Genomic DNA, 23,286 nt, shown 5'->3' on the forward strand with positions numbered 1-23,286 from the left:
TTCGATCCTGACTGGCAAAAACGCATAGCGTCAGGCCGCTTTCCGCTGATCATCTGTTCGGGTGATGCCTTCGGTGGTCTCGTACTGGCAGATGGCGGAGCGCAGTTGCCTTTGTGTGGCGTGACTGCTGGTGACGCCGAGTTCGCACCAGGGGTGCATGTCGTCACCTTGTTCCATGAGCAGCTTGTCGAGGGGATAGCCGCAGCGGGCGGTACACATGGCGCGCTGCTTCTTCAGGGGTGTGACGCGCTGTGCGACCTGCGGGCTTTTCTGTGGCGCGCTGTGGATGGCGCGCTCCGGCACGGAGGTTGGCACGCTGTGGCCGACCAGTCGGTAGACCGTGGGTGCGCCGAAGCGTCCGCCGGTCACGGTCTCCAGCTCGCCGGCCTCCCGGAGCGCCTTGAGTGCGCGGTCGATTGTGCGGGCGCTGGAGCCGGTTTCGGCGGCGAGGACGGCGCGGTGGACCTGGACGATCCCGTCGGCGCTCACGCGGGCGCTGAGCACTTTGAAGACGGTTTCCTGGGTGCTCATGGTCACCACCCGTACTTCAGGTCGGAGGAGACGTCCTCATGGCCTTCAGGGGATGCCGGGGATCGGTTCAAGCCCTTGCGGTGCAGCGGCGTAACGCCGCTGTCGATCTGCTTCTTGAGGGTGCGGATACGTCCCCGAAAGGCTCCACTGCTGAGCCTCTCGGGGCGGGCGATCCATCCGGAGGACCGGTCCACAACATCGGGCAACTGCTGGAGGTCCGGCACCAGGGTGTGGAGGATGTCTGTCAGCTTGCGCTGCGTGGAGGCTTGCGGCTGCCACTGCATGTGAGACGTGATGGCAGCAACGGCGGAGGCGTACTCCGCTCCTCCTGCTGCTGCGTCTTTTGCTTCTTCCTGAAGAACTTGGTGACCTACCTGTCCGGGAGCGTCAGCGACCTCTGCCGCAGCGCTCTGGGGGGTAGGGGGTTGGTTCTTTTTACCGGACGGTTCAAAGGACGGTTCGGGTGCCAGATTGGCACCCCGTTCTGTCGAATTTGGCACCCCGTCCGTCGATGACGCGCTGGAGCGGGGCGTCAGATTGGCACCCCGTTCCCTGGGTGGCCTACAGCGCGCCAAGTCGAGGTCGTACACCGTCGGGCGGCGGTCCTCACGCTCGATGTACAGCTCCGCGAGCTTCTGGTTGCCCTTCCGGATCAGCCCCTGCTCCTCCAGCGTGCGCAGGTGCCGCTGTACGGTTCGCTCGCCCATGCGTGTCTTCCAAACGATGGTGTCGACCGAGGGGAAAGCTCCGGTGCCGTCGTCGTTCGCGTGGTCGGCGAGGATAAGAAGAACGTGGGCGGGTCCCGCGTCTTCTACTGGGGCCTCTTGCATGGCCCATGTCATGGCCTTGATGCTCACAGCGCTCCTCCAGCGATTTCAGCGGTGGCGCGCTGAAGGGCGTGACTCTGTCGGAGGGCTGGCGTAGCCTTACTCACATCGGAACCTTCCTGAAGGTTCTTGTTATCGGGCCCGCCAAGCCGCTTGAAAGCCTCCCGCTGGGGGGCTTTCTTGTTGTCCGCGATCATCTCACTTCCCTCCCCGCAAAAGGACGCGGAGGCGTGCGATCTGGTCCTGCGTGAGGGGCGGCATCTTCTCGGCGGCGACGCGAGCCTTCTCCCGCAGGAGAGCCTTAAGTTCAGGCGACATCGTTGGCCTCCGTAAAGAAGTCGTCGATGCGGCAGCCGATAGCGTCGGCCAGCAGCGCGAGGCTCTGCGAGTTCGGGAGGCGTCGGCCGCAGACCCATGCGCTGATGGTGCGCTGGTCGATTCCGGTAGCGCGGTGGATGTCGCTGCCTTTGAGTCCGGCTTCTTTCCGGAGTTTCCGGAGGCGTTCTCCAGAGAAGGCCCGGGAGGGTTGCACTTTCTGCACCGAGATACCTTTCGGTCTCGGCGCATCTCGCTCACTGCCCGAGGGCAGATTCGCGCGCAGGCAAGGAGTTCACCTGCGCCTTCACCGAATGCGCGACTAGTTAGAGATTAGGCGCATCGGTAGAGAAAATGCAAGGCGCATGTTCCACCCGCCTTGCATGTAAAGGGTTTTCCGCCTGGAAACCCTTTTACAAAATAAGGCCGCCCTGGGGACTATCCAGGGCGGCCTTCACCATCATGCAGCAGGAACATACTCTGCGAACGGCGTTCCATCTCCGGCCAGAACCTCAACATAATCCGGGTCGAAGCCCGGACCGCGCTTCGGCGTCGGCAAGATACGGACCTTGATTCCCAGGACTTCCAGGACGGCCCGCTTCTGGACGACCGTCAACGCCTCCCACGCCGCCTCCACCGCCTCCTGTGGCGGCCCCAACAAATCACCCATCAATTCCAGGTCCCACTTCGGTGTGGCCCCCTCGATCTCCTCCTCCAGTCGTGCGATCTGCTCCTTCAGTTTCTTCGTCACCGCCCGCAGCTGATCCCGCGTGAGCATCCCGTCCGCGTAGTCGTCGGCCGCCTCCTCCAGCCGCGTCTTCAACCCGTCCTGCGCGACCCTCAGGCGCGTCAGCCTCTCCTCATCAGGACCGAACACCGCCGCCGCATCGGGACGGCTCAGACGGGCCACTACGACCGCGCCCACCCACGTGTCGACCAGTTCCTCGTTCCGGCCCGTACACCCCTGCTTCGAGTCACACACATAGAGGAGCTTCTTCGCCCTCCCTCGTGGCTTCGCCGCGAGCACCGAGGTACACACACCGCACTCCCCGATCCCCCACGTCAACAGGTGCTTACGCTGACCGTCACGGCGCACACTCCGCCCAGGAGCCGTCAGCAGGCTCTTGACCTGCTCCCACTTCTCCCGGTCCACGATCGGCTCCCACGCGGCCGGATACAACTCCCCGTGATGCACCCGCAGTCCCGCGTTCGCCGGCCGGAGCGCGAGCTTCTTCACGCTGGTCTTGTTCCACAGCGCGCCGTCCTCGTTGCCCTGAGCGCGTTTCTTCCTCTTCATCACCAGGTTCGCGCCCGGCGGCAGGACCCTCCGTATGTTCAGATCGTCCGTGATCCGGAACAGGGTCTCTCCGGCCAGCAACCGGTTGGTGACCTCCTTCACGATCTCCGCCTGCTCCGGGTCGATCTCGTCGCGGAAGCTCTCCACCCTCCCCGCACGGTCGTACTCGTAGACCCGACGCCACCCGTACTGGACGGCCCCGTTCGCCCTTCCCTCCTCTGCGCGAGCGAGAGCCTCACGGGCGACCCGCTCTCCCTTCACCTCGGACTCCAAAGTGTCCGACTCTCCCACCTGGGCGAGCTGCGACCTCTCCGTCGCCTTAGACATGTCGAAGAACCCTCCCGTCTCGAACGCGACACACGCCTTCGCGTGCCGCAGATCCTCTATGGCCTGCGCCCGCTCGACCCTCCGCCGCCACAACCGGGACGGGTGCAGCGCCAGGACCACGCCCTGGTTCCCCGTCTCCCCCACCTCTGGCATCGCGGTGATGACCGCGTGCATCAACTTGTCGTAGCCGGGCCTCTCCTCTTCCTTGTGGGCGGAGATGTCGTTGTCGTGGAACTCCCCTTTGACCAGCCAGTTCTTGGCTTGGGCATGGACTCGTAGGTCTTGTAGTTGTCGGTGGACTCCCCTGCGCTGTTCTCGGGGATCGTCACTGATGCGCGCGTACAACCAGCACTCGATCTGCACGCTTGACATGTTATCCACTGAGGCGCTTGGCTGTTCCCCGGCGGGGTGGGCAACACACGTAAGGATCCGGAGGCTTTCGCCCGTCTGATCCACGATGTCGAGACGAAGATCTTCGGCACGCTGCCGGACGAGACCTGGGTGTACCCGGGCCACGGCAACGACACGTCTCTGGGCGCGGAGCGGCCCCACCTGCCGGAGTGGCGCGCACGGGGCTGGTAGGCGACCCGCGCTCCGTGCCCCACCAGGGCGCGGGGAGCGCGCGACGGCGACTCGCGTGCCCCGTGTGAACAGAGCGCTCACTCCGGTGCCCCGCGTGCGCTCCCCGCGCTCGGGCGCGCGCTGTCCACTGGTGGCAGTCCCGCACAGGAAGACGGCTCCTGCGCCGGACGGGTCGCCGGCCCCTTCGTTCCCCGCCCTTGGCCGGCGGCCCCACCCGGCAGCGGTGGCCGACGTCCGGCGGCCACCGCCCCGGGCGCCGCGTCCCACCGACGACTTCCGGTCCGCGGCTCTCGCCGCGTTCGGCTCCCGGACCCGTGGAACCGCGAAACGCCGCCCACGTCACGCCAGTTCACAGCATTGCAACACCCGTTCCCACTATGCGCAGCTCGCCCCGCGGCGCGTGCACGGCACGGGGCGGGCGGAGGCCGAGGCGCGCGCCCGTGAGCTGCTGGACCGGCTGGGGCTGGGCGCCAAGGCGGACGAGTACCCGGACCGGCTGAGCGGCGGCCAGCAGCAACGGGCCGCGATCGTCCGCGCCCTGGCCGTACGCCCCCGCCTGCTGCTTCTCGACGAGGTCACGGCCGTCCTCGACCCGGAGCTGGTGGGTGAAGTCCTGAACGTCGTAAGGGACTTGAAGGAGGACGGCATGACCCTGGTGCTGGCCACGCACGAGATGGGCTTCGCCCGGGATGTCGCGGACCAGGTCTGCTTCCTCGACGGCGGGGTCGTGCTGGAACGCGGCCCGGCCGAGGAGGTGTTGGGCGAGCCGCGGGAGGAGCGCACCCGACGCTTTCTGCGCCGGATCGTGGCGGCGGGACGACTCTGAGCGGTCATGTGTCGATGGTGGCACCCGCCACTGACAGTCGGCCGCCGTCCGCGGTCCCCCGTCCGCGGTGCGCCGTGCTCCGTCAGGCCTCCGCCCGCCCCGTCCCCGCCAGTGCCGCGACCCGCTCCACCCCGAACACGTACCCCTGCACACCGCAGCCCGCGATGACACCGTCGGCGCGGAGGGAGACGTACGAGTGGTGCCGGAACTCCTCGCGCCGGTGGATGTTGGAGATGTGGACCTCCAGCACGGGCAGGCCGTCACAGGTGTTGAGGGCGTCCAGGATCGCCACGGAGGTATGCGAGTAGGCGCCCGGGTTGATCACGATGCCGCAGTGGCCGAGACGTGCCTCGTGGATCCAGTCGACCAGTTCGCCCTCGTGGTTGGACTGCCTGAAGTCGACCGTCCCGCCGTGCGTGGCCGCCGCCTTGGCGCACAACTCCTCGACGTCGGCGAGGGTGTCGGAACCGTAGATCTCCGGCTGCCGCTGGCCCAGGAGGTTCAGGTTGGGGCCGTTCAGAATCATGATGGGGGCGCTGGCGAGGGTGCGGGGCACGGTTCCTCCGGTCCGATCAGGTGGGTCGGTCCGTCCGGGACCGCCGCTCGGACCCGGTCTATCACGGTGCGCGGACACCGGAACGGGCCCCCTGGAACGCCCGGCGCACGATGGTGACGTACCGAGGACGGCCGGGCCCCCGCACGCCCCCGTAACTCATGGTGACCGTGGGTAGTTGACGCGGCATGCACCGTGCACGCACAGTAAGGCCCCCTTCCATGCTGCGGCTCGCTGCCGCGGCACTCGCCGGGACGGCCATCGAGTTCTACGACTTCTTCATCTACGGGACGGCCGCCGCGCTCGTCCTCGGCCCGCTGTTCTTCCCGACGTTCTCGCCCCTGGCCGGGACCCTGGCGGCCTTCGGGACCTTCGGGGTCGGGTTTGTGGCACGACCCCTTGGCTCGGTCCTCTTCGGGCACATCGGGGACCGGCACGGACGGCGGCCCGTCCTCGTCGTCTCCCTGCTGCTGACCGGTGCGTCGACCGTCGCGGTCGGCTGCGTACCGTCGTACGCCTCCATCGGCACGGCCGCTCCCGTGCTCCTCCTTGTGCTGCGTTTCCTGCAGGGCCTGGGGCTCGGCGGGGAGTGGGGCGGGGCGGTGCTGCTGACCGCCGAGCACGCGCCCGCCGACCGTCGCGGGCTGTGGTCGAGCTTCCCCCAGATCGGGCCTGCCCTGGGGTTCGTCCTCGCCAACGGCGTGATACTGGCACTGTCGGCGATGCTCTCCGACGCGCAGTTCGCGGCCTGGGGCTGGCGGGTGCCGTTCTGGGCGGCGGGTGTGCTCGCCGCGGCGGGGCTGTGGCTGCGCTCCTCGCTCGCCGAGAGCCCGAGGTTCCTCGAAATGCGGGAGCACGCGCGCGTGCCGCTCGTCGAGGTGGTGCGCGGCCACTGGCGGCTCGTGCTGCTGACGGCCGGGGCGCTCTCCGTGGGATACGCGCTGTTCTACGCGGTGACCACCTGGTCCCTCGCCTACGCGACCGAACGGCTCGGGGTGAGCCGTACCGTCATGCTGGCCGTCATCATGGCGGCCGTCGTGGTGAAGGGGGCCCTCACTCCCGTGGTGGCCGTGCTGAGCGACCGCTACGGACGGCGGCCCCTGTGCCTGGCCGGCTGCGCGGGTGCGGCCGTGTGGATGTTCCCGATGATCGCGCTGCTGTCGACGGGCGAACCGCTGCTGATGTTCCTCGGCTTCCTGGTCGCGCTGATCGCGTTCGTGACGATGTTCGCCGTGATCGCCGCGTACTTGCCGGAGCTGTACGAGCCACGGGTGCGCTGCACGGGCGCGGCGGTCGGCTACAACCTGGGCGGGGTGGTCGGGGGCGCGCTCACCCCGATCGTGGCGACGGCGATCGCCGAACAGAGCGGCCGGGTCCCGTGGGGGGTGGCCGCCTATCTGACCGGCATCGCGCTGCTCAGCCTCGGCTGCTTCGCGCTGCTCCCGGAGACACGGTTCGCGAAGGTGACGGCAGTGGAACCGGCGACGGGATGAACGGCGCCGGCGCCGGCGCCCGCACGTAAACGCTTGCGCAAGCGTTTACGCGGACGGCTTCGCGGGTCACGCGGGTCAGGGCAGGTCGTGGCGGGGTACGGCGGGGCGTGCAGCCGGTGGGGGCTGCGCCGCTCCCGGTCTCGGCTCCCCCGGCTTCGGCTTCGGCTCCCGGCCTCTACGGAGTGATCGCAAGCTCCAAGTACGCCGCGAACAGCACCAGGTGCACTCCGCCCTGCAGCGGGGTCGCCCGGCCGGGGACCACCGTGAGCGAACTGACGACCACGGTCAGCGCGAGCAGCACCATATGGGTGGAGCCCAGGCCGAGGACGAGGGGCCCGGAGAGCCAGATGGACGCGACCGCCACGGCCGGGATGGTCAGGCCGATGCTCGCCATCGCCGAACCGAGGGCGAGGTTCAGACTGGTCTGCACGCGGTCGCGCCGGGCGGAACGCAGGGCGGCGATCGTCTCGGGGAGCAGCACGAGCAGGGCGATGATCACGCCGACCACGGCGTGCGGCATCCCGGCGGCATCCACCCCGGACTCGATGGTGGGTGAGACGCCCTTGGCGAGGCCGACCACGCCGACGAGGGCGAGACCGAGGAAGCCCAGGCTGGTCAGGGCGGTCCTGGTGGCCGGGGTGTCGGCGTGGTCGTCCGCGTCGATCACCTCTCCCTGCCGGGTGATCGGCAGGAAGTAGTCGCGGTGCCGCACCGTCTGGGTGGCCACGAACATGCCGTACAGGACGAGTGAGGAGAGGGCGGCGAAGGTGAGCTGGGCCGTGGAGAACTCCGGTCCCGGCTTGCTGGTGGTGAAGGTCGGCAGCACCAGGCTGAGCGTCGCCAGTGTCGCCACGGTCGCGAGGGCGGCGCCGGTGCCCTCCGCGTTGAAGACGGCCAGGCCGTGCCGCAGGGAGGCGACGAGCAGGCTCAGGCCGAAGATTCCGTTGCAGGTGATCATCACGGCCGCGAAGACGGTGTCCCGGGCCAGCGTGGCGCTCTTGTCCCCGCCGTCCGCCATGAGAGTGACGATCAGCGCCACCTCGATGATCGTGACGGCGACGGCGAGGACCAGCGAGCCGAAGGGCTCCCCGACTCGATGGGCCACCACCTCGGCATGGTGGACCGCGGCCAGCACGGCGCCCGCCAGCACGAGCGTCACGAGGCCGACGAGCACACCGGGCAGATCACGCCCCCAGGTGAGAGCCAGCAGGACGATCGCCATCACGGGTACGACGGCCGTCCACTGCGTCACGAGTGACCGAAGCCGAACGATCATGCAGCGATCGTCGCAGTCGCACGCGACCCCCGCATTCCGGCGGACGGCCCGGCCCTATGCCGCCCCTTGCCGCGGCGTGCGCCCGGGATCCTACGAGCTACTTCAGCTCGGACGAATCGCGTACGTCGCAGTCGGTGAATGCCGGTGGCCGGGTGCACAGCTCCGCGATCAGCCGCGCCACCCTGGTGGTCTCGGGGTCCTCGCTGTTGCGCCTCGCGTCGTCGGACGACTCGAACTCAAGGACCACGAGATAGCGGTTCGGTGTGTTCCGGTCCTGCAGGACCATGCGGTGCAGCGGGCCGCCGCCACGGCCGGCCGACCGCTGCTCGGCCCCTTCGACCAGTTCCCGGATCTCGTCGATGCGCTCGGTCTCGAAGTCGATGATCTGCGCGAACTTCATGGGTACCTCCACTCGGCCGGGCGCCCCCGAAGCGGGAACCGCTCAGCACACAAGCAGGCACCGGGAGCGGTCGGCGGCAATTGGCCGAGCGTCGCTCCCGGTGCTGGTTGTTTCTACGTCCGACGCGGTCAGACGTCGACGCTGTCCTTCTGGGAGCCGTCGCCCTTCTGGGGTCCTTCGCCCTGCCGCGCCTCTTCGGCCGCCTGCTTCTTGGAGGCCATGAGGCTGGTGATGGTGGTGATCACGAGGACACCGCAGATCACACCGAGGGAGACCGGGATGGAGATCTCCGGGACATGGACGCCGGACTCGTGCAGCGCGTGCAGCACCAGCTTGATGCCGATGAATCCGAGGATGACCGACAGGCCGTAACTGAGGTGGACCAGCTTCCTGAGCAGTCCGCCGATGAGGAAGTACAGCTGTCGCAGACCCATCAGCGCGAACGCGTTGGCCGTGAACACGATGTACGGGTCCTGCGTCAGGCCGAAGATCGCGGGGATCGAGTCGAGTGCGAAGAGCACGTCGGTGGTGCCGATCGCGAGCATCACGACCAGCATCGGGGTCATGACCCGCTTGCCGTTCTGCTGGATCCACAGCTTGGTGCCGTGGTAGCGGTCGGCGACACCGAAGCGGCGCTCGGCTGCCTTGAGCAGCCGGTTCTCCTCGAACTCCTCGTCCTCGGCGTCGGCGCGGGCTTCCTGGATCAGCTTCCACGCGGTGTAGATGAGGAACGCGCCGAAGATGTAGAAGACCCACGCGAAGCTCGCCAGGATCGCGGCACCCGCGGCGATGAAGATCGCGCGCAGGACGAGGGCTATGAGCACACCGATCAGCAGCACGCGCTGCTGGTACTGCGTGGGCACCGCGAACTTCGCCATGATCAGGACGAAGACGAAGAGGTTGTCGACGCTCAGTGACTTCTCGGTGATGAAGCCGGCGAAGAACTCTCCGGCGGGCTGGCCGCCGGAGAAGAGCAGCAGTCCGAGGCCGAACAGTGCGGCAAGGACGATCCAGACGACCGTCCAGATCCCTGCTTCCTTGATGGATACGTCGTGCGGCTTGCGGCCGATGAAGAAGTCGACCGCGATGAGGGCCGCGAGGCCCACGATCGTCAGGACCCAAAGGGTCACGGAAACATCCACTGCGCCTCCGGCAGTTCGTAACGGCAAATGTCAGCGTCGTCGCTGCTGGAGGTCTCTTCCACCCGATGTGTCCGGGGCGCGTGATGCGCCCGGGGTTATCCGGGCCGACGCCCCGGGATCCGGCCGGATCCGTATTGACGGGTACGTCGCAGTAGGTAGGGAGTACTCCCCTCCGCACTCATGACAGTACCCCAATCACCAAGAAAAGGTAAAGAGATTGGTAAAAGAAGTCCCAAGTCACCAGGTCAGGCGGCTTGACGAACCCTTGGGAAAGCTTGGCTGAGCCCGACGGGGCTCAGCGGGTGAATTGCGGCGGACCTCAGCGGTTCCAGGCGCGACGCGCTGTCGCGACCTGGGTGAGGACGTGCTGGAGCACCTGGCTGCCGGGCGGAACGCGTGAGGGGTCGTAGGTCCAGGTGTGTCCGACCCAGGGGTCGGCGAGGTGGTCGTCGGGCACGGGCGTGAGCCGGAGCAGAGACCGCCACAGCGGATCGAGCAGCGGCCCGTAGGCGGCGGCGTCCTCCCGGTCGGCGACCAGCATGAGGTGCACCCCGACAGCCGGTCCCTCGTCCGCGAGATAGCGCAGCTGGGTCACGGCACGGTCGTTGAAGCCGTGCGGGAAGTCGTTGACGATGAGAAGTTGCTCGGCAGGGTCGAGATCGGACGGCAGCGAGTCGGCCGCCCCGCCCCGGACAGCCATCTGCACCAGGTCCACCCGCTGGGTCAGCCGGGCCAGTACCTCGTTCACTCCCGCGGCCCCCACGGCGGGCGGGGCCCCGAGCACCCCCGTGTCCACCAGCGGCGCGAGGGACGAGGCCGCCGAGCCCGCCGCGTCGATGACGTGCACGGTGTATTCGCCCGCCGGATAGACGGCGAGCAGCCGGGCGGCGTGCGCCACCGCCGTGTCCATGGAGAGGCGACGCAGGTCGTCGGAGTCCGCGATCGACCCGTCGAAGGATCCCGTCCGGCCGCTGTCGATCCACAGGCCGCGCTCCAGCGGCAGCCGCACCAGCATCGGAATGCTGAGGCCGGCGCTCTCGGGCAGGTGCAGATCTCCCAGGCGCACAGCCATGGGGATCTCCATCGGGACGCAGTAGCCGTGCCAGGCGGGGTTGTCCCAGCGGGCGAACGCCGGGGGCAGCGCCGGTTCGACGACCTCGGCCTCCGCGGTGAGCTGGGCGAGATCGCGGTCCAGCGCCTCCCTGGCCCGGTCCACCAGGTCGGCCTGCTTGGCGCGGGCCGCCTCGCGGGCCGCATCGCCCTGCCCGCCGATGCGGGCGCGCGGGTCCGAGAGAACCTTGTCCAGTTCCTGCTCCATGCGGGACTCGGCGAAGTCGACCGCGCTGCGGTACGCGGCGGTGGCGCGGGCCAGGTCCTCGAACATGCCCCACACCTGGTTGTACAGGCGCTCCTCCATGGACCAGCCGGTCGCGTCGCCCGCGACGGGCTGTGCGGGCTGCCCGGGCTGGGCCGGGGGCGCGGTCGGCGGGGGCGGAGGCGGCGCGGCGGCCTGCCGGCCGGGGTGGCTGTAGTTGACGGGGCCGCCTGCTCCGGGCCCGCCGGGCTGTGGGACGGCGGACGGGTCCCCCGGTGCGGAACCCGCGGGGTAGGCGGGCTGCGGCGCCCCGGGCCCGGCGCCGGGTGCGGTGGATCCCTGGCCGCCGGGGTGTCCGTGCTGCGGCGACATCTGGGCGGGTGTGCCGGGGGACGTCGCTCCGCCCGGGTCCTGCCCCAGCGCGGGGGTCGCGGCGTGCCGGGAGCGGTCGCCATCGGCCGCACGCGGCGGCGGCGCGGCCACCGAGCGCGCGAGTCCCTGGACGACCGCTTCGTTGATACTGCCCGCGAGCTGACGGGCCTGGGGAAGGCCGTGGTCGGTGAGGAGCTCGGCGAGGCCGCCCGCGTATCCCTGGCCGACGGCGCGTACCTTCCAGGCGCCCTGCCTGCGGTAGAGCTCCAGTGCGACGACGGCCGACTCGGCGTCGAGACCGGTGACCGTGTAGCTGGCGACCTCGGCGCCGTCGAGTCCGGTGACCGCGACGAAGGGGGCGGCGACGGCTCCGAAGCGGACCGGGCCGCCCACCCCCGACGGCAGGGCCAGCAGCACACTGACCCGGTGCACGGTCTCCGGCAGGGCGTCCAGGTCGCACGCGAGCCGGTGATCGGCCGCCGCCTGCTTGGACACCTCTATGCCCGGCAGAGTGGGTGATCCCGGATGGGCCACCCACTCGACTCCGGGCACCTTGCCCAGCTCATCGCTGAGCGTGGCCCCGGCCACGATCGGCTTGCCGGCCGACACCCGGATCTCCAGTCGGGCCTGGGAGAGCGGGTGGTTCTGCCCCCGGACCAGCTCAGCCGTCATCGCCTTCGTTCCCCCTGTGTACTCGTGTGCCGGCGCCGGGCCGACTGGCCGGACGTGACTACAGGTGCGGCAGGATCGCCGGCATCAGGTCCTGGAAGGTACGACCGTTGGCGGGCGTGCCGAGGGCCGTCATCTGCCAGCCCGCGCCCGCGCGGTGGACCTTCGCCATGATCTGCGCGGTGTACTGCCCGCCGCCCGCCAGGGTGTAGCGGGCCAGCTCCTGGCCGTTGGTCTCGTCGACCAGACGGCAGAACGCGTCCTGCACCTCCTGGAACGTCTGGCCCGTGAACGAGTTCACGGTGAAGACGATCTGGTCGATGTGGACCGGGATGCGCGCGAGGTCGACGAGGATCGCCTCGTCGTCGCCACCCTGGCCCACACCGCCGACGAGGTTGTCACCGGTGTGCCGCACAGAGCCGTCGTCACTGACGAGGTGACGGAAGAACACCACGTCGACCGGCTGCTTGTCGGCGAACAGCACGGCGGACGCGTCCAGGTCGATCTCGCGGGTGCGGGAACCGAACAGGCCACGTCGCGGGGCTGCCTGCCAGCCGAGCCCCATGCGCACCGCGGTCAGCGTGCCTCCGTCGTTCTTCTGCAGACTGATGGCCTGACCCTTGGTCATGTTGACCGTCACGCGCTGTTCCCTTCTCGGACTGTCTCCCCTGTTGCCGCAGAATCCTGCGGTTGACCAGCAACCCTACGCAGAGCCACTGACAGCGCCGAAGCCCGGTGCACACTTTGTGTCGGTCTTGCAACACTGCGCGGCGGCCGGGGCGTCAGGCGATACCCGCCTCCTTCATCTGCCGCAGCTCCTTCTTCATCTCCGAGACCTCGTCGCGCAGCCGCGCGGCGATCTCGAACTGCAGGTCCGCGGCGGCGGCGCGCATCCGCTCGGTCATCTCCTCGATCTGCCCCGCGAGCTCCGCCGCCGGACGATCGGTCGGCACGGTCGCCTTGTCCTTGGCGGACTTGGCGGACTTGTTGGCTCCCTTGGCCGCCTTGGATCCCAGTGCGGGTACAGGGGCCTTGGCGCTCTTGCCGTCCTTCGACTGGCGATAGCCCGAGCCGAGCAGCTGCTCCGTGTCGACGTCCTCGCGGGCGATCTGCGCCACGATGTCGTTGATCTTCTTACGGAGGGGCTGGGGGTCGATGCCCCGCTCCGTGTTGTACGCGACCTGCTTCTCCCGGCGGCGGTTGGTCTCTTCGATGGCCTTCTCCATCGCCGGAGTGATCTTGTCGGCGTACATGTGGACCTGACCGGACACGTTGCGGGCCGCGCGGCCGATGGTCTGGATCAGCGAGGTGCCGGAGCGCAGGAAGCCCTCCTTGTCGGCGTCCAGGATCGACACCAGGGACACCTCGGGCAGGTCGAGACCCTCCCTGAGGAGGTTGATGCCGACGAGGACGTCGTACTCACCGGCGCGCAGCTCTCGCAGCAGCTCGACCCGGCGCAGGGTGTCGACGTCACTGTGCAGGTACCGGACCTGGATGCCCATTTCCAGGAAGTAGTCGGTGAGGTCCTCGGCCATCTTCTTGGTGAGCGTGGTGACGAGGACGCGCTCGTCCTTCTCGGTGCGCTTGCGGATCTCGTGCACCAGGTCGTCGATCTGGCCCTCGGTGGGCTTGACCACGACCTCGGGGTCGATGAGGCCGGTGGGGCGGATGATCTGCTCGACGAAGCCGTCCCCGCGCGAGAGCTCGTACTTGCCGGGCGTCGCCGACAGGTAGACGGCCTGTCCGATGCGTTGCTGGAACTCCTCCCACTTCAGGGGTCGGTTGTCCAGGGCGGAGGGCAGCCGGAAGCCGTGGTCGACGAGGGTGCGCTTGCGGGAGGCGTCGCCCTCGTACATCGCGCCGATCTGGGGCACCGTGACGTGCGACTCGTCGATGACGAGCAGGAAGTCGTCAGGGAAGTAGTCGAGCAGTGTGTTCGGCGGGGAGCCGGGCTCGCGGCCGTCGAAGTGCATCGAGTAGTTCTCGACGCCGGAGCAGGAGCCGATCTGGCGCAGCATCTCCAGGTCGTACGTCGTGCGCATGCGCAGCCGCTGGGCCTCCAGGAGCTTGCCCTGCTTCTCCAGCTCGGACAGGCGCTCGCCCAGTTCCTTCTCGATGTCGTTGGCGGCGCGCTCCAGGCGCTCGGGGCCGGCGACGTAGTGCGTGGCCGGGAAGATGTACAGCTGCTGGTCGTCGCTGATGATCTCGCCGGTGAGGGGGTGCAGCGTGGACAGGGCCTCGATCTCGTCACCGAACATCTCGATGCGGACGGCCAGCTCCTCGTAGACCGGGAAGATCTCGATGGTGTCGCCGCGGACGCGGAAGGTGCCGCGGGTGAAGGCCAGGTCGTTGCGCGTGTACTGGATGTCGACGAAGCGGCGGAGCAGGTCGTCGCGGTCGATCTCGTCGCCGACCTTGAGGTTGACCATGCGGTCCACGTACTCCTGCGGCGTGCCCAGGCCGTAGATGCAGGAGACGGAGGCGACCACGACGACGTCGCGTCGGGTGAGCAGGGAGTTGGTGGCGGAGTGACGCAGCCGCTCCACCTCCTCGTTGATCGAGGAGTCCTTCTCGATGTAGGTGTCCGACTGCGGGACGTAGGCCTCGGGCTGGTAGTAGTCGTAGTACGAGACGAAGTACTCGACCGCGTTGTTCGGCAGGAGCTCGCGGAACTCGTTGGCGAGCTGTGCGGCCAGCGTCTTGTTCGGCGCCATCACGAGGGTGGGGCGCTGAAGCTTCTCGATCATCCAAGCGGTGGTCGCGGACTTGCCGGTACCGGTGGCACCGAGGAGGACGACATCCTTCTCACCGGCGAGGATGCGCCGCTCCAGGTCGGCGATGGCAGCGGGCTGGTCGCCGCTGGGCTGGTAGGGACTGACGACCTCGAAAGGCGCCACCGTGCGTTCGATCTTGGATACGGGCCGCATGGAATCAACCGTACGACCCCGCACTGACAACGGGGTCCTCTCACCGGTTCTGCGGGGTCCGCACATCGGCGTGGTGGCGGGAGCGCGGGCCGGGCATGTACCCGCGGCCGGTGTGGTGGGCCGGGATGCCGGGCTTCTGCTCGGCGGCGCTCCGGTCGGGCTTGCCCATGACCATCAGCGGGTCGAACATCACGACGACGCCGGCGAGCAGCAGGAAGGCCAGCGGGCCGATCATGAGGGGAGCCAGCAGGGAGGCGGGCGAGTCCCCGGCGGGGGTGCTGGTGGCGCCGTGCAGGTGGACGCTGAGGGCGGCCATCCCCGTGTAGTGCATGCCGCTTACGGCAAGGCCCATGACGAGGCTCGCGCCCACGCTCCACAGGAAGCCGCGGACCTGGCCCGCCGCCCACAGGGCCGCGATCGCGGCGGCGACGGCTATGACGACCGAGGCGGCGACGGTGAGGGTGTTGTACTCGAGCTTCCCGTTGAGGCGCATTCCGGCCATGCCCAGGTAGTGCATGGAGGCGACGCCGAGTCCGGTGATGGTGCCCCCCGTGAACAGGGCCGTTCCGGAGGCTCCCCGGTATCCGACGATGAAGATCCCGATGCCGACCATGACGATCGCGACGCCGAGGCTCGCGAAAGTCATCAGCATGTCGTAGTTCACCGGGCTCTCCTGGACGGAGAACCCCATCATCGCGATGAAGTGCATGGTCCAGATGCCGGAGCCGATCGCCGCGGATCCGAGAGCGAGCCAGCCCGGCCGCCAGGAACGGGTGACGAGCATCGACCTCGTGGTGCAGCGCAGACCGAGCGCTCCGCCGAGACACGCCATCAGGTACGCCACGAGCGGCGTGACGAGTCCGTAGCTGAATCCGTCGACCGTGCCCTGCATGCGCGGTTGCCTTTCCGCCCTGTTACATCCCGGAATTTGGTGAAACGCCCCCGCCCCAGGAGCGCCGCAGCGACCAGGGTTGTCGCAGAGAGTATGACTCGCACCTGAACGGTCGAACGATTTTCCGGCAAAGAATCACGACCTTGCCCCAGTTGTGCGGCACACGTGAGCGGGCTTGGGCAACTCCATTCAATTTATGGCCATCCTGTACCCCCCTGATGTTGACCCCCTGCTGTCACTCTGAGACCGTCCGTGATCGCAGACGCTAGGAGTACGCATGCACGCGCGCGCTGCCGCCGCCACGACCACCGCGCTCCTGGGAGCCGCCGTCGTTCTCCCCGCCTCCCTCGCTCACGCAGCCGTGAGCACCGACCAGCCCCTGGTCGTCGCACACCGCGGAGCCTCGGCCCAGGCCCCGGAGAACACCCTCGCCGCCATCGACCGGGCGGCCCGCCTCGGCTTCACCTGGGTCGAGAACGACGTCCAGCGCACCAAGGACGGCAAGCTCGTCGTGATCCACGACGCCAGCCTGGCCCGCACGACCGATGTGGAGGAGGTCTTCCCCGACCGGGCCCCCTGGAAGGTGAAGGACTTCACCGCCGCGGAGATCGCCCGACTGGACGCGGGCAGCTGGTTCAGCCCCCGCTACGAGGGCGCGCGCGTTCCGACGCTGAAGCAGTACATGAACCGGGTCTCGCACAACCACCAGAAGCTCGTCCTGGAGATCAAGAACCCCGAGCTGTACCCGGGCATCGAGCGGGAGACCCTCAAGACCCTCAGCAACGAAGGCTGGCTGGGCCCGGCCCATGTACGGCGCAAGCTGGTGATCCAGAGCTTCAGCGCGGACAGCGTACGCACGGTGCACGCCCTGCGGCCCGACATCAAGACGGGGTTCCTCGGTACTCCGTCGATCGCGGAGCTGCCGGCGTACGCGCGGTTCGCCGACCAGATCAACTCGTCGCACACGACGATCTCCCTCGGATACGTCGCGGCGATCCACGCGCTCGAAGGGCCGCACGGCAAGCCGCTGGAGATCCTCACCTGGACCGTCGACACCGCCGCGGACACGCGGCGCGTTACGGGGCTCGGTGTGGACGGCATCATCACGAACAAGCCCGACGTGGTGCGGAAGGCCCTCTACGAGGACTGAGCGCCCCGACCGACAGCCCGCCGCCGGTGGCCGGACGCCCGTACGCGTCCGCGCCACCGGCGTTGTCAGTGGTGCGCCGTACCGTGGAGCGCATGAACAGCCATGGGCAGGACGAGCAGCGGGTGGTGTGGGCCGACGTCGACAGCGCCATCGGCCCGCTGCTGTTGGCGGCGACCGGCGAGGGCCTGGTCAGCGTGGTCTTCCACGCCACGGACGAGGTGCGCGCCAAGGCCCTGGAGCGGCTCGGTGCGCGGTTCGCCACCGAGCCCGTCGAAGCGCCGGATTCCCCGCTGCTGGCCGAGGCGATACGTCAGTTCGCTGCGTACTTCGCGGGTGAGCGCCGCGACTTCGAACTGCCCCTGGACTGGTCCCTGATATCCGGCTTCAACCGCCAGGTGCTGCGCGAGCTGGCGTCCGGCGTTCCGTACGGGGCGGTGGTGGGCTACGGCGATCTGGCGCGGCGCGTCGGCCAGCCGGGGGCGGCCCAGGCCGTGGGGACGGCCATGGGAGCCAATCCGCTGCCGGTGGTCGTGCCCTGCCACCGGGTCGTGGAGAGGGACGGCGGCATCGGCGGGTTCGGGGGCGGCGTGGAGACCAAGCGGCGGCTGCTGGCACTGGAAGGGGTGCTGCCGGAACCGCTGTTCTAGCGGCGAGGACCTTTCGAAGGGCTCGGTTTCGAGGCCGTCGCCGATGTCGCAGGGGTGTTCTGGGCTCATGCCATGGGGGGAGACTGCGCCGATGACCACGCCCGACTTCACTCTTCTGTACGCGTCCGACCCGGTGCGGTCCGTGGATCCGGATGGCGTACGCGCCTTCGTTCCGCTCGCTCGGGTGTGTCCGGCGTGAGCGCTGTCGAGCGGCCGGTCGCCGTGCCCTTCGACGCCGCCGGACTGCCCGCGCTGCGACGCCGGACCTCCGCCGTGCTCATCGCGAGTCAGATCCTCGGCGGGCTCGGTGTGGCCACGGGCATCGCGCTCGCCGTGGTCCTGGCCCAGGAAGTCGCCGGTACGGAGTCGCTCGCCGGGCTCGCGCCCACCGCGACCGTCACCGGGACGGCGGTGCTGTCGGTGCCGCTGGCCGCCCTGATGACCGCACGCGGTCGCAGGCCGGGGCTCGTGCTGGCCTACCTCATCGGCGCGTTGGGGGCCGGGATCGTGGTGACGGGCGCGGTCATGGGCAGCTTCCCGCTGCTGCTGGCCGGCATGGCGGGTTTCGGCGCGGCCTCGTCGGCGAATCTGCAGGCGCGGTTCGCCGCCGCCGATCTGGCCGAGCCGAAGCGGCGGGCACGGGCCATCTCGAACGTCGTGTGGGCCACGACGATCGGCGCGGTCCTCGGACCCAACATCGCCGCGCCCGCGGGCCGCAGCGTCTCCGGGCTCGGCATACCGGAGGCGGCGGGCCCCTTCGTGTGGGCGGCCGGGGTGTTCCTCATATCCGCGCTGCTCGTCCTGGTGCTGCTGCGGCCCGATCCGCTGCTCACCGCCCGCGCGCTGGCGCCGGCCGAGGAGCGGTCCCCCGCGGCGCGGTCCATCAGGGCGGGGGCCGCCGCCGTCCGGGCTTCCCCGCGTGCGCGGCTGGCTCTGGTGACGGTGGCCGTGTCGCACACGGCGATGGTGTCGGTCATGTCGATGACTCCGCTGGACCTCGGCCACCACGGGGCGGGCATCGATCTGATCGGGCTGGTCATCAGCGTCCATATCGCGGGGATGTACGCGTTCTCACCCCTGATGGGGCGGCTGTCCGACCGGTTCGGCCGGCTCTCGGGGATAGGCCTGGCCGTGGCGCTGCTGGCCTGCGCGGCCCTACTCGCGGGCACCGCGGGCGCCGACCACCGGCGGACCGCCGCCGGATTGTTCCTGCTGGGCCTCGGCTGGTCCGCCGGTCTCGTCTCCGGCTCCGCGCTGCTGACCGACTCCGTGCCCCAGCCCGCGCGCGCCGCCGCGCAGGGACTCTCCGACCTGACCATGAACGCCTCGGCGGGGCTCGGCGGGGCCGCCGCCGGTCTCGTCGTGGCCCAGGCGAGCTACGGCTGGCTGAACGCCGTCGCCGCCTGCCTGCTGCTGCCGCTCGGCGCGCTGGCGCTGTTCACCCGGCGCAGGGGGCTCCGCTCGTGATGTGCCCGACGGGGCCCGCGCGAAGGCTGGCCGGAACGGTTCGCCGGTAGCAGACTCCGCCGTGCGCACAGCCACTGGCAGGGGAAGGCACGGGGGCTGAAGGGACGGCGATCACGTATGAGCGGGAACAGGGCAGTCGCGTACCTCAAGCCGGGCGCGGTGGAAGTCAGGACCATCGACTACCCCACGCTGGAACTGCGGGACGGACCGGGTGTGGCCTCCGCGAACATAGGCCGCACGTGTCGGCACGGAGTCATCCTGAAAGTACTCGCCAGCAACATCTGCGGCAGCGACCAGCACATGGTGCGCGGCCGTACGACCGCGCCCGAAGGGCTCGTCCTCGGGCACGAGATCACCGGAGAGGTGGTCGAGCGGGGCCCCGATGTCGAGTTCCTCGATGCCGGGGACATCGTCTCGGTGCCCTTCAACATCGCCTGCGGGCGCTGCCGCAACTGCAAGGAGCGCAAGACCGGCATCTGTCTGAACGTCAACCCGGCCCGTCCCGGGGCAGCGTACGGCTACGTCGACATGGGCGGCTGGGTCGGCGGCCAGGCGGAGTACGCGATGGTCCCGTACGCGGACTTCAATCTGCTGCGGTTCCCGGACCGGGACCAGGCGCGCGAGAAGCTGCTCGACCTGACCATGCTGTCGGACATCTTCCCGACGGGCTTCCACGGCGCGGTGAGCGCGGGCGCCGGCGTCGGCTCGACGGTGTACGTGGCCGGTGCGGGGCCGGTCGGTCTCGCCGCGGCGGCATCGGCGCAGTTGCTCGGCGCCGCGGTCGTCATCGTCGGCGACCTCAACCCCGAACGTCTCGCGCAGGCGAGGAGTTTCGGCTGCGAGACGGTCGACGTCAGCCAGGGCGACGTGGGCGAGCAGATCGATCAGCTCCTGGGCGAGCCGGAGGTGGACGTGGCCGTCGACGCGGTCGGCTTCGAGGCGCGGGCCCATGGCCCGGACGCCCCGGAGGCACCCGCCACGGTCCTCAACTCGCTGATGGGCCTCACCCGCGCGGGCGGCTCGCTGGGCATCCCGGGCCTGTACGTCACGGACGATCCCGGTGGGGTCGACCAGGACGCGCGGACCGGCACGCTCAAGGTGCGGCTCGGTCTGGGGTGGGCGAAGAGCCACCGCTTCACCACAGGTCAGTGCCCGGTGATGCGGTACCACCGGGGGCTGATGAAGGCGATCCTCCACGAGCGGGTGCACATCGCGAAAGCCGTCAACGCGACGGTGATCGGTCTGGAGGACGCGCCGCGGGGCTACGCCGAGTTCGACCAGGGCGCCAGCCGCAAATACGTCCTCGACCCGCACGGCGCGCTGACCGGCGTACGGCCCGTCTGAGCGCCGCCGCAAAGAAAGGGGTGTCCACGCGCGCGTGGGCACCCCTTTTCGCACCTCGGGTGTGCAACGGGGGTTTGGCCGGGCGCGCCGCCCGCCAGGGATGAGAGGAGAACCGACAGACAGGAGACACGCGCGTGCTGATGGTGTCCGAAGAGGTTCGGGAGGCGCTCGCCACGGGTCGGCCCGTGGTGGCGCTGGAGTCCACGATCATCGCGCACGGGCTGCCGCGTCCGCGCAATCTCCAGGTGGCGCTGGAGCTGGAGGACGCCGTGCGCCAGGAGGGAGCCGTCCCGGCGACGATCGCCGTGCTCGACGGGCAGCCCCGTGTGGGCCTGGACAAGGAGCAGGTGGAGCGGATCGCCAACGAGGACGGCATCCGCAAGCTGGGCCAGCGCGATCTGCCCCTGGCGATCGCCACCGGGGCCAGCGGAGCGACCACGGTGTCGGCGACGGCGCTGCTGGCCGCGCGGGCCGGGGTACGGGTGTTCGCCACGGGTGGCCTCGGGGGCGTGCACCGGGAGTGGACACTGACGCAGGACGAGTCCGCCGACCTGGGGCTCCTCGCGCGGACCCGGATCACCGTGGTGTGCGCGGGAGTGAAGTCGATCCTGGACGTGCCCGCGACACTGCAGCGTCTGGAGACACTGGGCGTCGCGGTCGCCGGATACGGCACGGACCGCTTTCCCGGCTTCTACCTGTCGGACTCGGGACACCCGGTGGACTGGACGCTGGAATCGCCGGGCGAGGTCGCGGCCGTCATGCGCGCGCAGGACACGCTGGACGGGCCCGCGACGGCGTTGATCGTCGCCAACCCCGTGCCCGAGGCGCAGCAGTTGGACCCCGCGCTGCACGCACGCGTGCTCGCCGACGCGCTGCACGCGTGCGAGGCGGAGGGCGTGAGCGGCCAGGCCGTCACGCCGTTCCTCCTCGACCATCTGGTGCGCCACACCGACGGCGCGTCACTTGAGGCCAATCTGGCGGCGGTACGCGGCAACGTACGGCTCGCGGGGCGGATCGCGGCGGCCTGGGCACAGGTGTGACGGGAGCGAGGGGTGCCGGTGGGGCTCTCCTTGTCGTCGGTGATGTCATCACCGACGTCGTCGCCCGGCATCGCGGGCCGCTCGCGCCGGGCACCGACACGGCCGCTGCCGTCCGGACCGTGCCGGGCGGTGCGGGCGCCAACGTCGCGTGCTGGGCGGCCCGTCGGGCAGGTACGGAGGTGCGCTTCCTCGGCCGGGTGGGCGCCGACTCGGCGGCGTGGCACGAGCGGGAGCTGGTGGCTTCGGGGGTGCGCCCCCTCCTGGTCGTGGACCCGCGGGCGCCCACCGGGACGGTGATCTGCCTGGTGGACGCGGGTGCCTCGGCGGAACGCACCTTCCTCACGGACAGCGGTGCTTCCCTGCGTCTGGACGCCGACGACTGGTCGCCCGCGCTGCTCGACGGTGTCGCACGGCTGCACCTGTCGGGTTATCTGTTCTTCTCCGAGCCGTGCCGTGCTCTGGTGTCGGTGGCGGTGGAGTCGGCACGCGCGCGTGGAGTCCCGGTGAGCGTGGATCCCGCGTCGGCGGGGTTCCTCGCCGCACTGGGCGTGGACCGTTTCCTCTCACGCGCCGAGGGCGTGGACGTGCTGCTACCGAGCCGGGACGAGGCCCGTCTGCTGACGGGCCTGCCCGATACGGCGGACGCGGCGGCCACGTTGAGCCGCCACTTCCCGCTGGTGGTGGTCAAGCAGGGCGACGCCGGCGCCCTCATCGCCCGGGCGGGGGCGGTCCGGGCCCGGATTCCGGCGGAGGTGGCGCATCCCGTCGACACCACGGGGGCCGGCGACGCCTTCACCGGCGCCTTCCTGGCTGCCCTGCTCGCGGGCGGGCGGCCGGAGGAGGCCGCCGCCGAGGGGTGCCGGGCCGGAGCCCGGGCGGTGGAACAGGTGGGCGGCAGGCCGGGCACACCGGACGCGAAGGCGCCGACCGCACAGGAAGCGAAGGCATAGTCCGGCCGCCACCGCAGGGCGTCCGCTTCCTGCGGCACTACACCTTGCGCCCCCAGGCCGAGATCAGCGGCGCGGTGGCCAGGTCCAGGCCGCCCGCGGTCACGTTCGCCAGGTGGCGGTCGATGTCCTGATCGGTGGCGAGGCCCGCCGTGACGAGCTGGTCACGGACCTGACCGACCGTCGCGGCCTCCAGGGCCCCGCAGGCGGGCGAGGTGAGCGGGAAGTACGCGTCCGCCTCCACCTGCCGCAGTCCAGCCTCGCGGAGCAGCCGGGGAAGGCGTCGCCCGTACGAGAGTTCGGCGCCCCGCTCGGCGAGCACGTCGCGCGTCGCATGGCGCAACCGGTTGGCCAGCTGCTGCTCGGGGCCTCGCTCGTCCGGGCAGGCCAGCGGCTGCAGGGTGGGATCGGCGTCCTCGACCAGGAGCCGGCCGCCGGGCCGCAGCGCCCGGATCATCGTGCGCAAGGCCCGCTCTCTGTCCGGCACATGAGCGAGAACGAGCCGGGCGTGCACGAGGTCGAAACCCTCCGCGGGCGGCTCGTCGACGCCCACGTCGTTCACGCGCAGCTGGATCGGCGGCCGGACGGCCAGGGGGGCCCAGGAGACGTCGAGGTCGGTAGCGAGGACCCGGCCGGTGGGCCCGACCCTCTTGGCGAGCCAGGACACCACCGACATGCCGCCCGCTCCCACCTCCCAGCAGCGCCAGCCGGATCCGATACCGAACCGTTCGATGTGCCGGAACGTCGTGGGGTCGAAGAGAGCGGCGTGGGCGTCGAATCGCTGCCCCGCCCCGGGCGGGCGGTTGTCGAGGAGGTGTCCGTCGGTTCGCGTCATGCCTAGATCATCCCATTTGTCATGCTTTTCCTGGAGGGTCGACGCTCCCGACGCGGGCGCGTCGCACGGGAGAAATCCCTGCCACCGGAGCGGAATATTCCGTTCCCACAGG

The 23,286-nt window shown here is 69.8% G+C and carries 21 protein-coding genes and 1 pseudogene; 9 read left to right on the forward strand and 13 right to left on the reverse strand.

Annotated features, from left to right (window positions below; genetic code table 11):
* Window positions 1-30: 30 nt before the first annotated feature.
* From K3769_RS08535 to K3769_RS08550, 4 genes are all read right to left on the reverse strand, one after another.
* The gene (locus K3769_RS08535; RefSeq protein ID WP_267025828.1) at window positions 31-531 is read right to left on the reverse strand and encodes a hypothetical protein; all 501 of its coding nucleotides are present in this window, start codon (window positions 529-531) and stop codon (window positions 31-33) included.
* A gap of 2 nt (window positions 532-533) precedes the next feature.
* Window positions 534-1,388 (reverse strand): helix-turn-helix domain-containing protein, encoded by an 855-nt coding sequence (locus K3769_RS08540; RefSeq protein WP_267025829.1) that lies wholly within the window; start codon window positions 1,386-1,388, stop codon window positions 534-536.
* Window positions 1,389-1,665: 277 nt separating this feature from the next.
* Entirely contained in the window at window positions 1,666-1,899 is a 234-nt protein-coding gene (locus tag K3769_RS08545) for a helix-turn-helix domain-containing protein (RefSeq protein WP_267025830.1), read from the reverse strand.
* A gap of 234 nt (window positions 1,900-2,133) precedes the next feature.
* Window positions 2,134-3,660: a recombinase family protein gene (locus K3769_RS08550; RefSeq protein ID WP_267025831.1), complete on the reverse strand. Its 1,527-nt coding sequence runs from the start codon at window positions 3,658-3,660 to the stop codon at window positions 2,134-2,136.
* Between the two features lie 21 nt (window positions 3,661-3,681).
* Here K3769_RS08550 and K3769_RS08555 point away from each other — a divergent pair.
* Together K3769_RS08555 and K3769_RS08560 are read left to right on the forward strand one after the other, a co-directional pair.
* Window positions 3,682-3,879: pseudogene (locus K3769_RS08555) on the forward strand (MBL fold metallo-hydrolase); the annotation flags it as partial.
* A 223-nt stretch (window positions 3,880-4,102) separates the two neighbouring features.
* Window positions 4,103-4,705, forward strand: a complete 603-nt coding sequence (locus K3769_RS08560) for an ATP-binding cassette domain-containing protein (protein WP_267025832.1) — start codon at window positions 4,103-4,105, stop codon at window positions 4,703-4,705.
* 82 nt (window positions 4,706-4,787) lie between these two features.
* On the opposite strand, the gene aroQ is transcribed toward K3769_RS08560, so the two are convergent.
* On the reverse strand, window positions 4,788-5,261 hold the full coding sequence (gene aroQ, locus K3769_RS08565; protein WP_267025833.1) for a type II 3-dehydroquinate dehydratase: 474 nt from the start codon (window positions 5,259-5,261) through the stop codon (window positions 4,788-4,790).
* A 218-nt stretch (window positions 5,262-5,479) separates the two neighbouring features.
* Here aroQ and K3769_RS08570 point away from each other — a divergent pair, with 218 nt between their 5' ends.
* A complete protein-coding gene (locus K3769_RS08570; protein ID WP_267025834.1) occupies window positions 5,480-6,751 on the forward strand; it encodes an MFS transporter in 1,272 nt (423 codons plus the stop codon).
* 175 nt (window positions 6,752-6,926) lie between these two features.
* Here the strand turns inward: K3769_RS08570 and K3769_RS08575 are convergent, their stop codons facing one another.
* The 7 genes from K3769_RS08575 to K3769_RS08605 form a co-directional block, all read right to left on the reverse strand.
* Complete coding sequence (locus K3769_RS08575; protein ID WP_267025835.1) at window positions 6,927-8,027, reverse strand: calcium:cation antiporter; 1,101 nt, start codon at window positions 8,025-8,027, stop codon at window positions 6,927-6,929.
* A 97-nt stretch (window positions 8,028-8,124) separates the two neighbouring features.
* Window positions 8,125-8,427, reverse strand: a complete 303-nt coding sequence (locus K3769_RS08580; protein WP_267025836.1) for a hypothetical protein — start codon at window positions 8,425-8,427, stop codon at window positions 8,125-8,127.
* Between the two features lie 128 nt (window positions 8,428-8,555).
* Window positions 8,556-9,569: a TerC family protein gene (locus K3769_RS08585; RefSeq protein WP_267025837.1), complete on the reverse strand. Its 1,014-nt coding sequence runs from the start codon at window positions 9,567-9,569 to the stop codon at window positions 8,556-8,558.
* Between the two features lie 319 nt (window positions 9,570-9,888).
* On the reverse strand, window positions 9,889-11,928 hold the full coding sequence (locus K3769_RS08590) for a TerD family protein (RefSeq protein ID WP_267025838.1): 2,040 nt from the start codon (window positions 11,926-11,928) through the stop codon (window positions 9,889-9,891).
* Between the two features lie 58 nt (window positions 11,929-11,986).
* Window positions 11,987-12,565: a TerD family protein gene (locus tag K3769_RS08595; RefSeq protein WP_055615261.1), complete on the reverse strand. Its 579-nt coding sequence runs from the start codon at window positions 12,563-12,565 to the stop codon at window positions 11,987-11,989.
* 142 nt (window positions 12,566-12,707) lie between these two features.
* Window positions 12,708-14,852 carry an excinuclease ABC subunit UvrB gene (gene uvrB / locus K3769_RS08600; RefSeq protein WP_267025839.1) on the reverse strand — a complete coding sequence of 715 codons (2,145 nt, stop codon included), beginning with the start codon at window positions 14,850-14,852 and terminating at the stop codon, window positions 12,708-12,710.
* Window positions 14,853-14,892: 40 nt separating this feature from the next.
* A complete protein-coding gene (locus tag K3769_RS08605) occupies window positions 14,893-15,744 on the reverse strand; it encodes an MHYT domain-containing protein (protein WP_267025840.1) in 852 nt (283 codons plus the stop codon).
* Window positions 15,745-16,021: 277 nt separating this feature from the next.
* On the opposite strand from K3769_RS08605, the gene K3769_RS08610 reads away from it, so the two are divergent.
* The 6 genes from K3769_RS08610 (at window position 16,022) to K3769_RS08635 (ending at window position 22,342) form a co-directional block, all read left to right on the forward strand.
* Window positions 16,022-16,894, forward strand: a complete 873-nt coding sequence (locus K3769_RS08610) for a glycerophosphodiester phosphodiesterase (protein WP_267025841.1) — start codon at window positions 16,022-16,024, stop codon at window positions 16,892-16,894.
* A 92-nt stretch (window positions 16,895-16,986) separates the two neighbouring features.
* Complete coding sequence (locus K3769_RS08615; RefSeq protein WP_267025842.1) at window positions 16,987-17,541, forward strand: methylated-DNA--[protein]-cysteine S-methyltransferase; 555 nt, start codon at window positions 16,987-16,989, stop codon at window positions 17,539-17,541.
* Between the two features lie 195 nt (window positions 17,542-17,736).
* Window positions 17,737-19,008 carry an MFS transporter gene (locus K3769_RS08620; protein ID WP_267025843.1) on the forward strand — a complete coding sequence of 424 codons (1,272 nt, stop codon included), beginning with the start codon at window positions 17,737-17,739 and terminating at the stop codon, window positions 19,006-19,008.
* Window positions 19,009-19,125: 117 nt separating this feature from the next.
* Entirely contained in the window at window positions 19,126-20,352 is a 1,227-nt protein-coding gene (gene fdhA / locus K3769_RS08625; protein WP_267025844.1) for a formaldehyde dehydrogenase, glutathione-independent, read from the forward strand.
* Between the two features lie 140 nt (window positions 20,353-20,492).
* Window positions 20,493-21,392, forward strand: coding sequence for a pseudouridine-5'-phosphate glycosidase (locus tag K3769_RS08630; RefSeq protein ID WP_267031293.1), 900 nt, complete (start codon window positions 20,493-20,495; stop codon window positions 21,390-21,392).
* On the forward strand, window positions 21,389-22,342 hold the full coding sequence (locus tag K3769_RS08635; protein ID WP_267025845.1) for a carbohydrate kinase family protein: 954 nt from the start codon (window positions 21,389-21,391) through the stop codon (window positions 22,340-22,342). Before K3769_RS08630 ends, K3769_RS08635 begins: the two co-directional genes overlap by 4 nt.
* 37 nt (window positions 22,343-22,379) lie before the next feature.
* Here K3769_RS08635 and K3769_RS08640 read toward each other — a convergent pair whose 3' ends face one another.
* A complete protein-coding gene (locus K3769_RS08640; RefSeq protein WP_267025846.1) occupies window positions 22,380-23,174 on the reverse strand; it encodes a methyltransferase domain-containing protein in 795 nt (264 codons plus the stop codon).
* Window positions 23,175-23,286: the final 112 nt, after the last annotated feature.

Origin of the sequence: Streptomyces ortus (assembly GCF_026341275.1) — a bacterium.
Classification (GTDB): Bacteria; Actinomycetota; Actinomycetes; order Streptomycetales; family Streptomycetaceae; genus Streptomyces; species Streptomyces ortus.

Bases quoted from the DNA above. Each gene is read 5' to 3' on its own strand.
- K3769_RS08580 (WP_267025836.1), bottom strand. From the start codon at position 8,427: ATGAAGTTCGCGCAGATCATCGACTTCGAGACCGAGCGCATCGACGAG.
- K3769_RS08535 (WP_267025828.1), bottom strand. From the start codon at position 531: ATGAGCACCCAGGAAACCGTCTTCAAAGTGCTCAGCGCCCGCGTGAGC.
- fdhA (WP_267025844.1), top strand. From the start codon at position 19,126: ATGAGCGGGAACAGGGCAGTCGCGTACCTCAAGCCGGGCGCGGTGGAA.
- K3769_RS08575 (WP_267025835.1), bottom strand. From the start codon at position 8,027: ATGATCGTTCGGCTTCGGTCACTCGTGACGCAGTGGACGGCCGTCGTA.
- K3769_RS08605 (WP_267025840.1), bottom strand. From the start codon at position 15,744: ATGCAGGGCACGGTCGACGGATTCAGCTACGGACTCGTCACGCCGCTC.
- uvrB (WP_267025839.1), bottom strand. From the start codon at position 14,852: ATGCGGCCCGTATCCAAGATCGAACGCACGGTGGCGCCTTTCGAGGTC.
- K3769_RS08615 (WP_267025842.1), top strand. From the start codon at position 16,987: ATGAACAGCCATGGGCAGGACGAGCAGCGGGTGGTGTGGGCCGACGTC.
- K3769_RS08590 (WP_267025838.1), bottom strand. From the start codon at position 11,928: ATGACGGCTGAGCTGGTCCGGGGGCAGAACCACCCGCTCTCCCAGGCC.
- K3769_RS08640 (WP_267025846.1), bottom strand. From the start codon at position 23,174: ATGACGCGAACCGACGGACACCTCCTCGACAACCGCCCGCCCGGGGCG.
- K3769_RS08570 (WP_267025834.1), top strand. From the start codon at position 5,480: ATGCTGCGGCTCGCTGCCGCGGCACTCGCCGGGACGGCCATCGAGTTC.
- K3769_RS08610 (WP_267025841.1), top strand. From the start codon at position 16,022: ATGCACGCGCGCGCTGCCGCCGCCACGACCACCGCGCTCCTGGGAGCC.
- K3769_RS08630 (WP_267031293.1), top strand. From the start codon at position 20,493: ATGGTGTCCGAAGAGGTTCGGGAGGCGCTCGCCACGGGTCGGCCCGTG.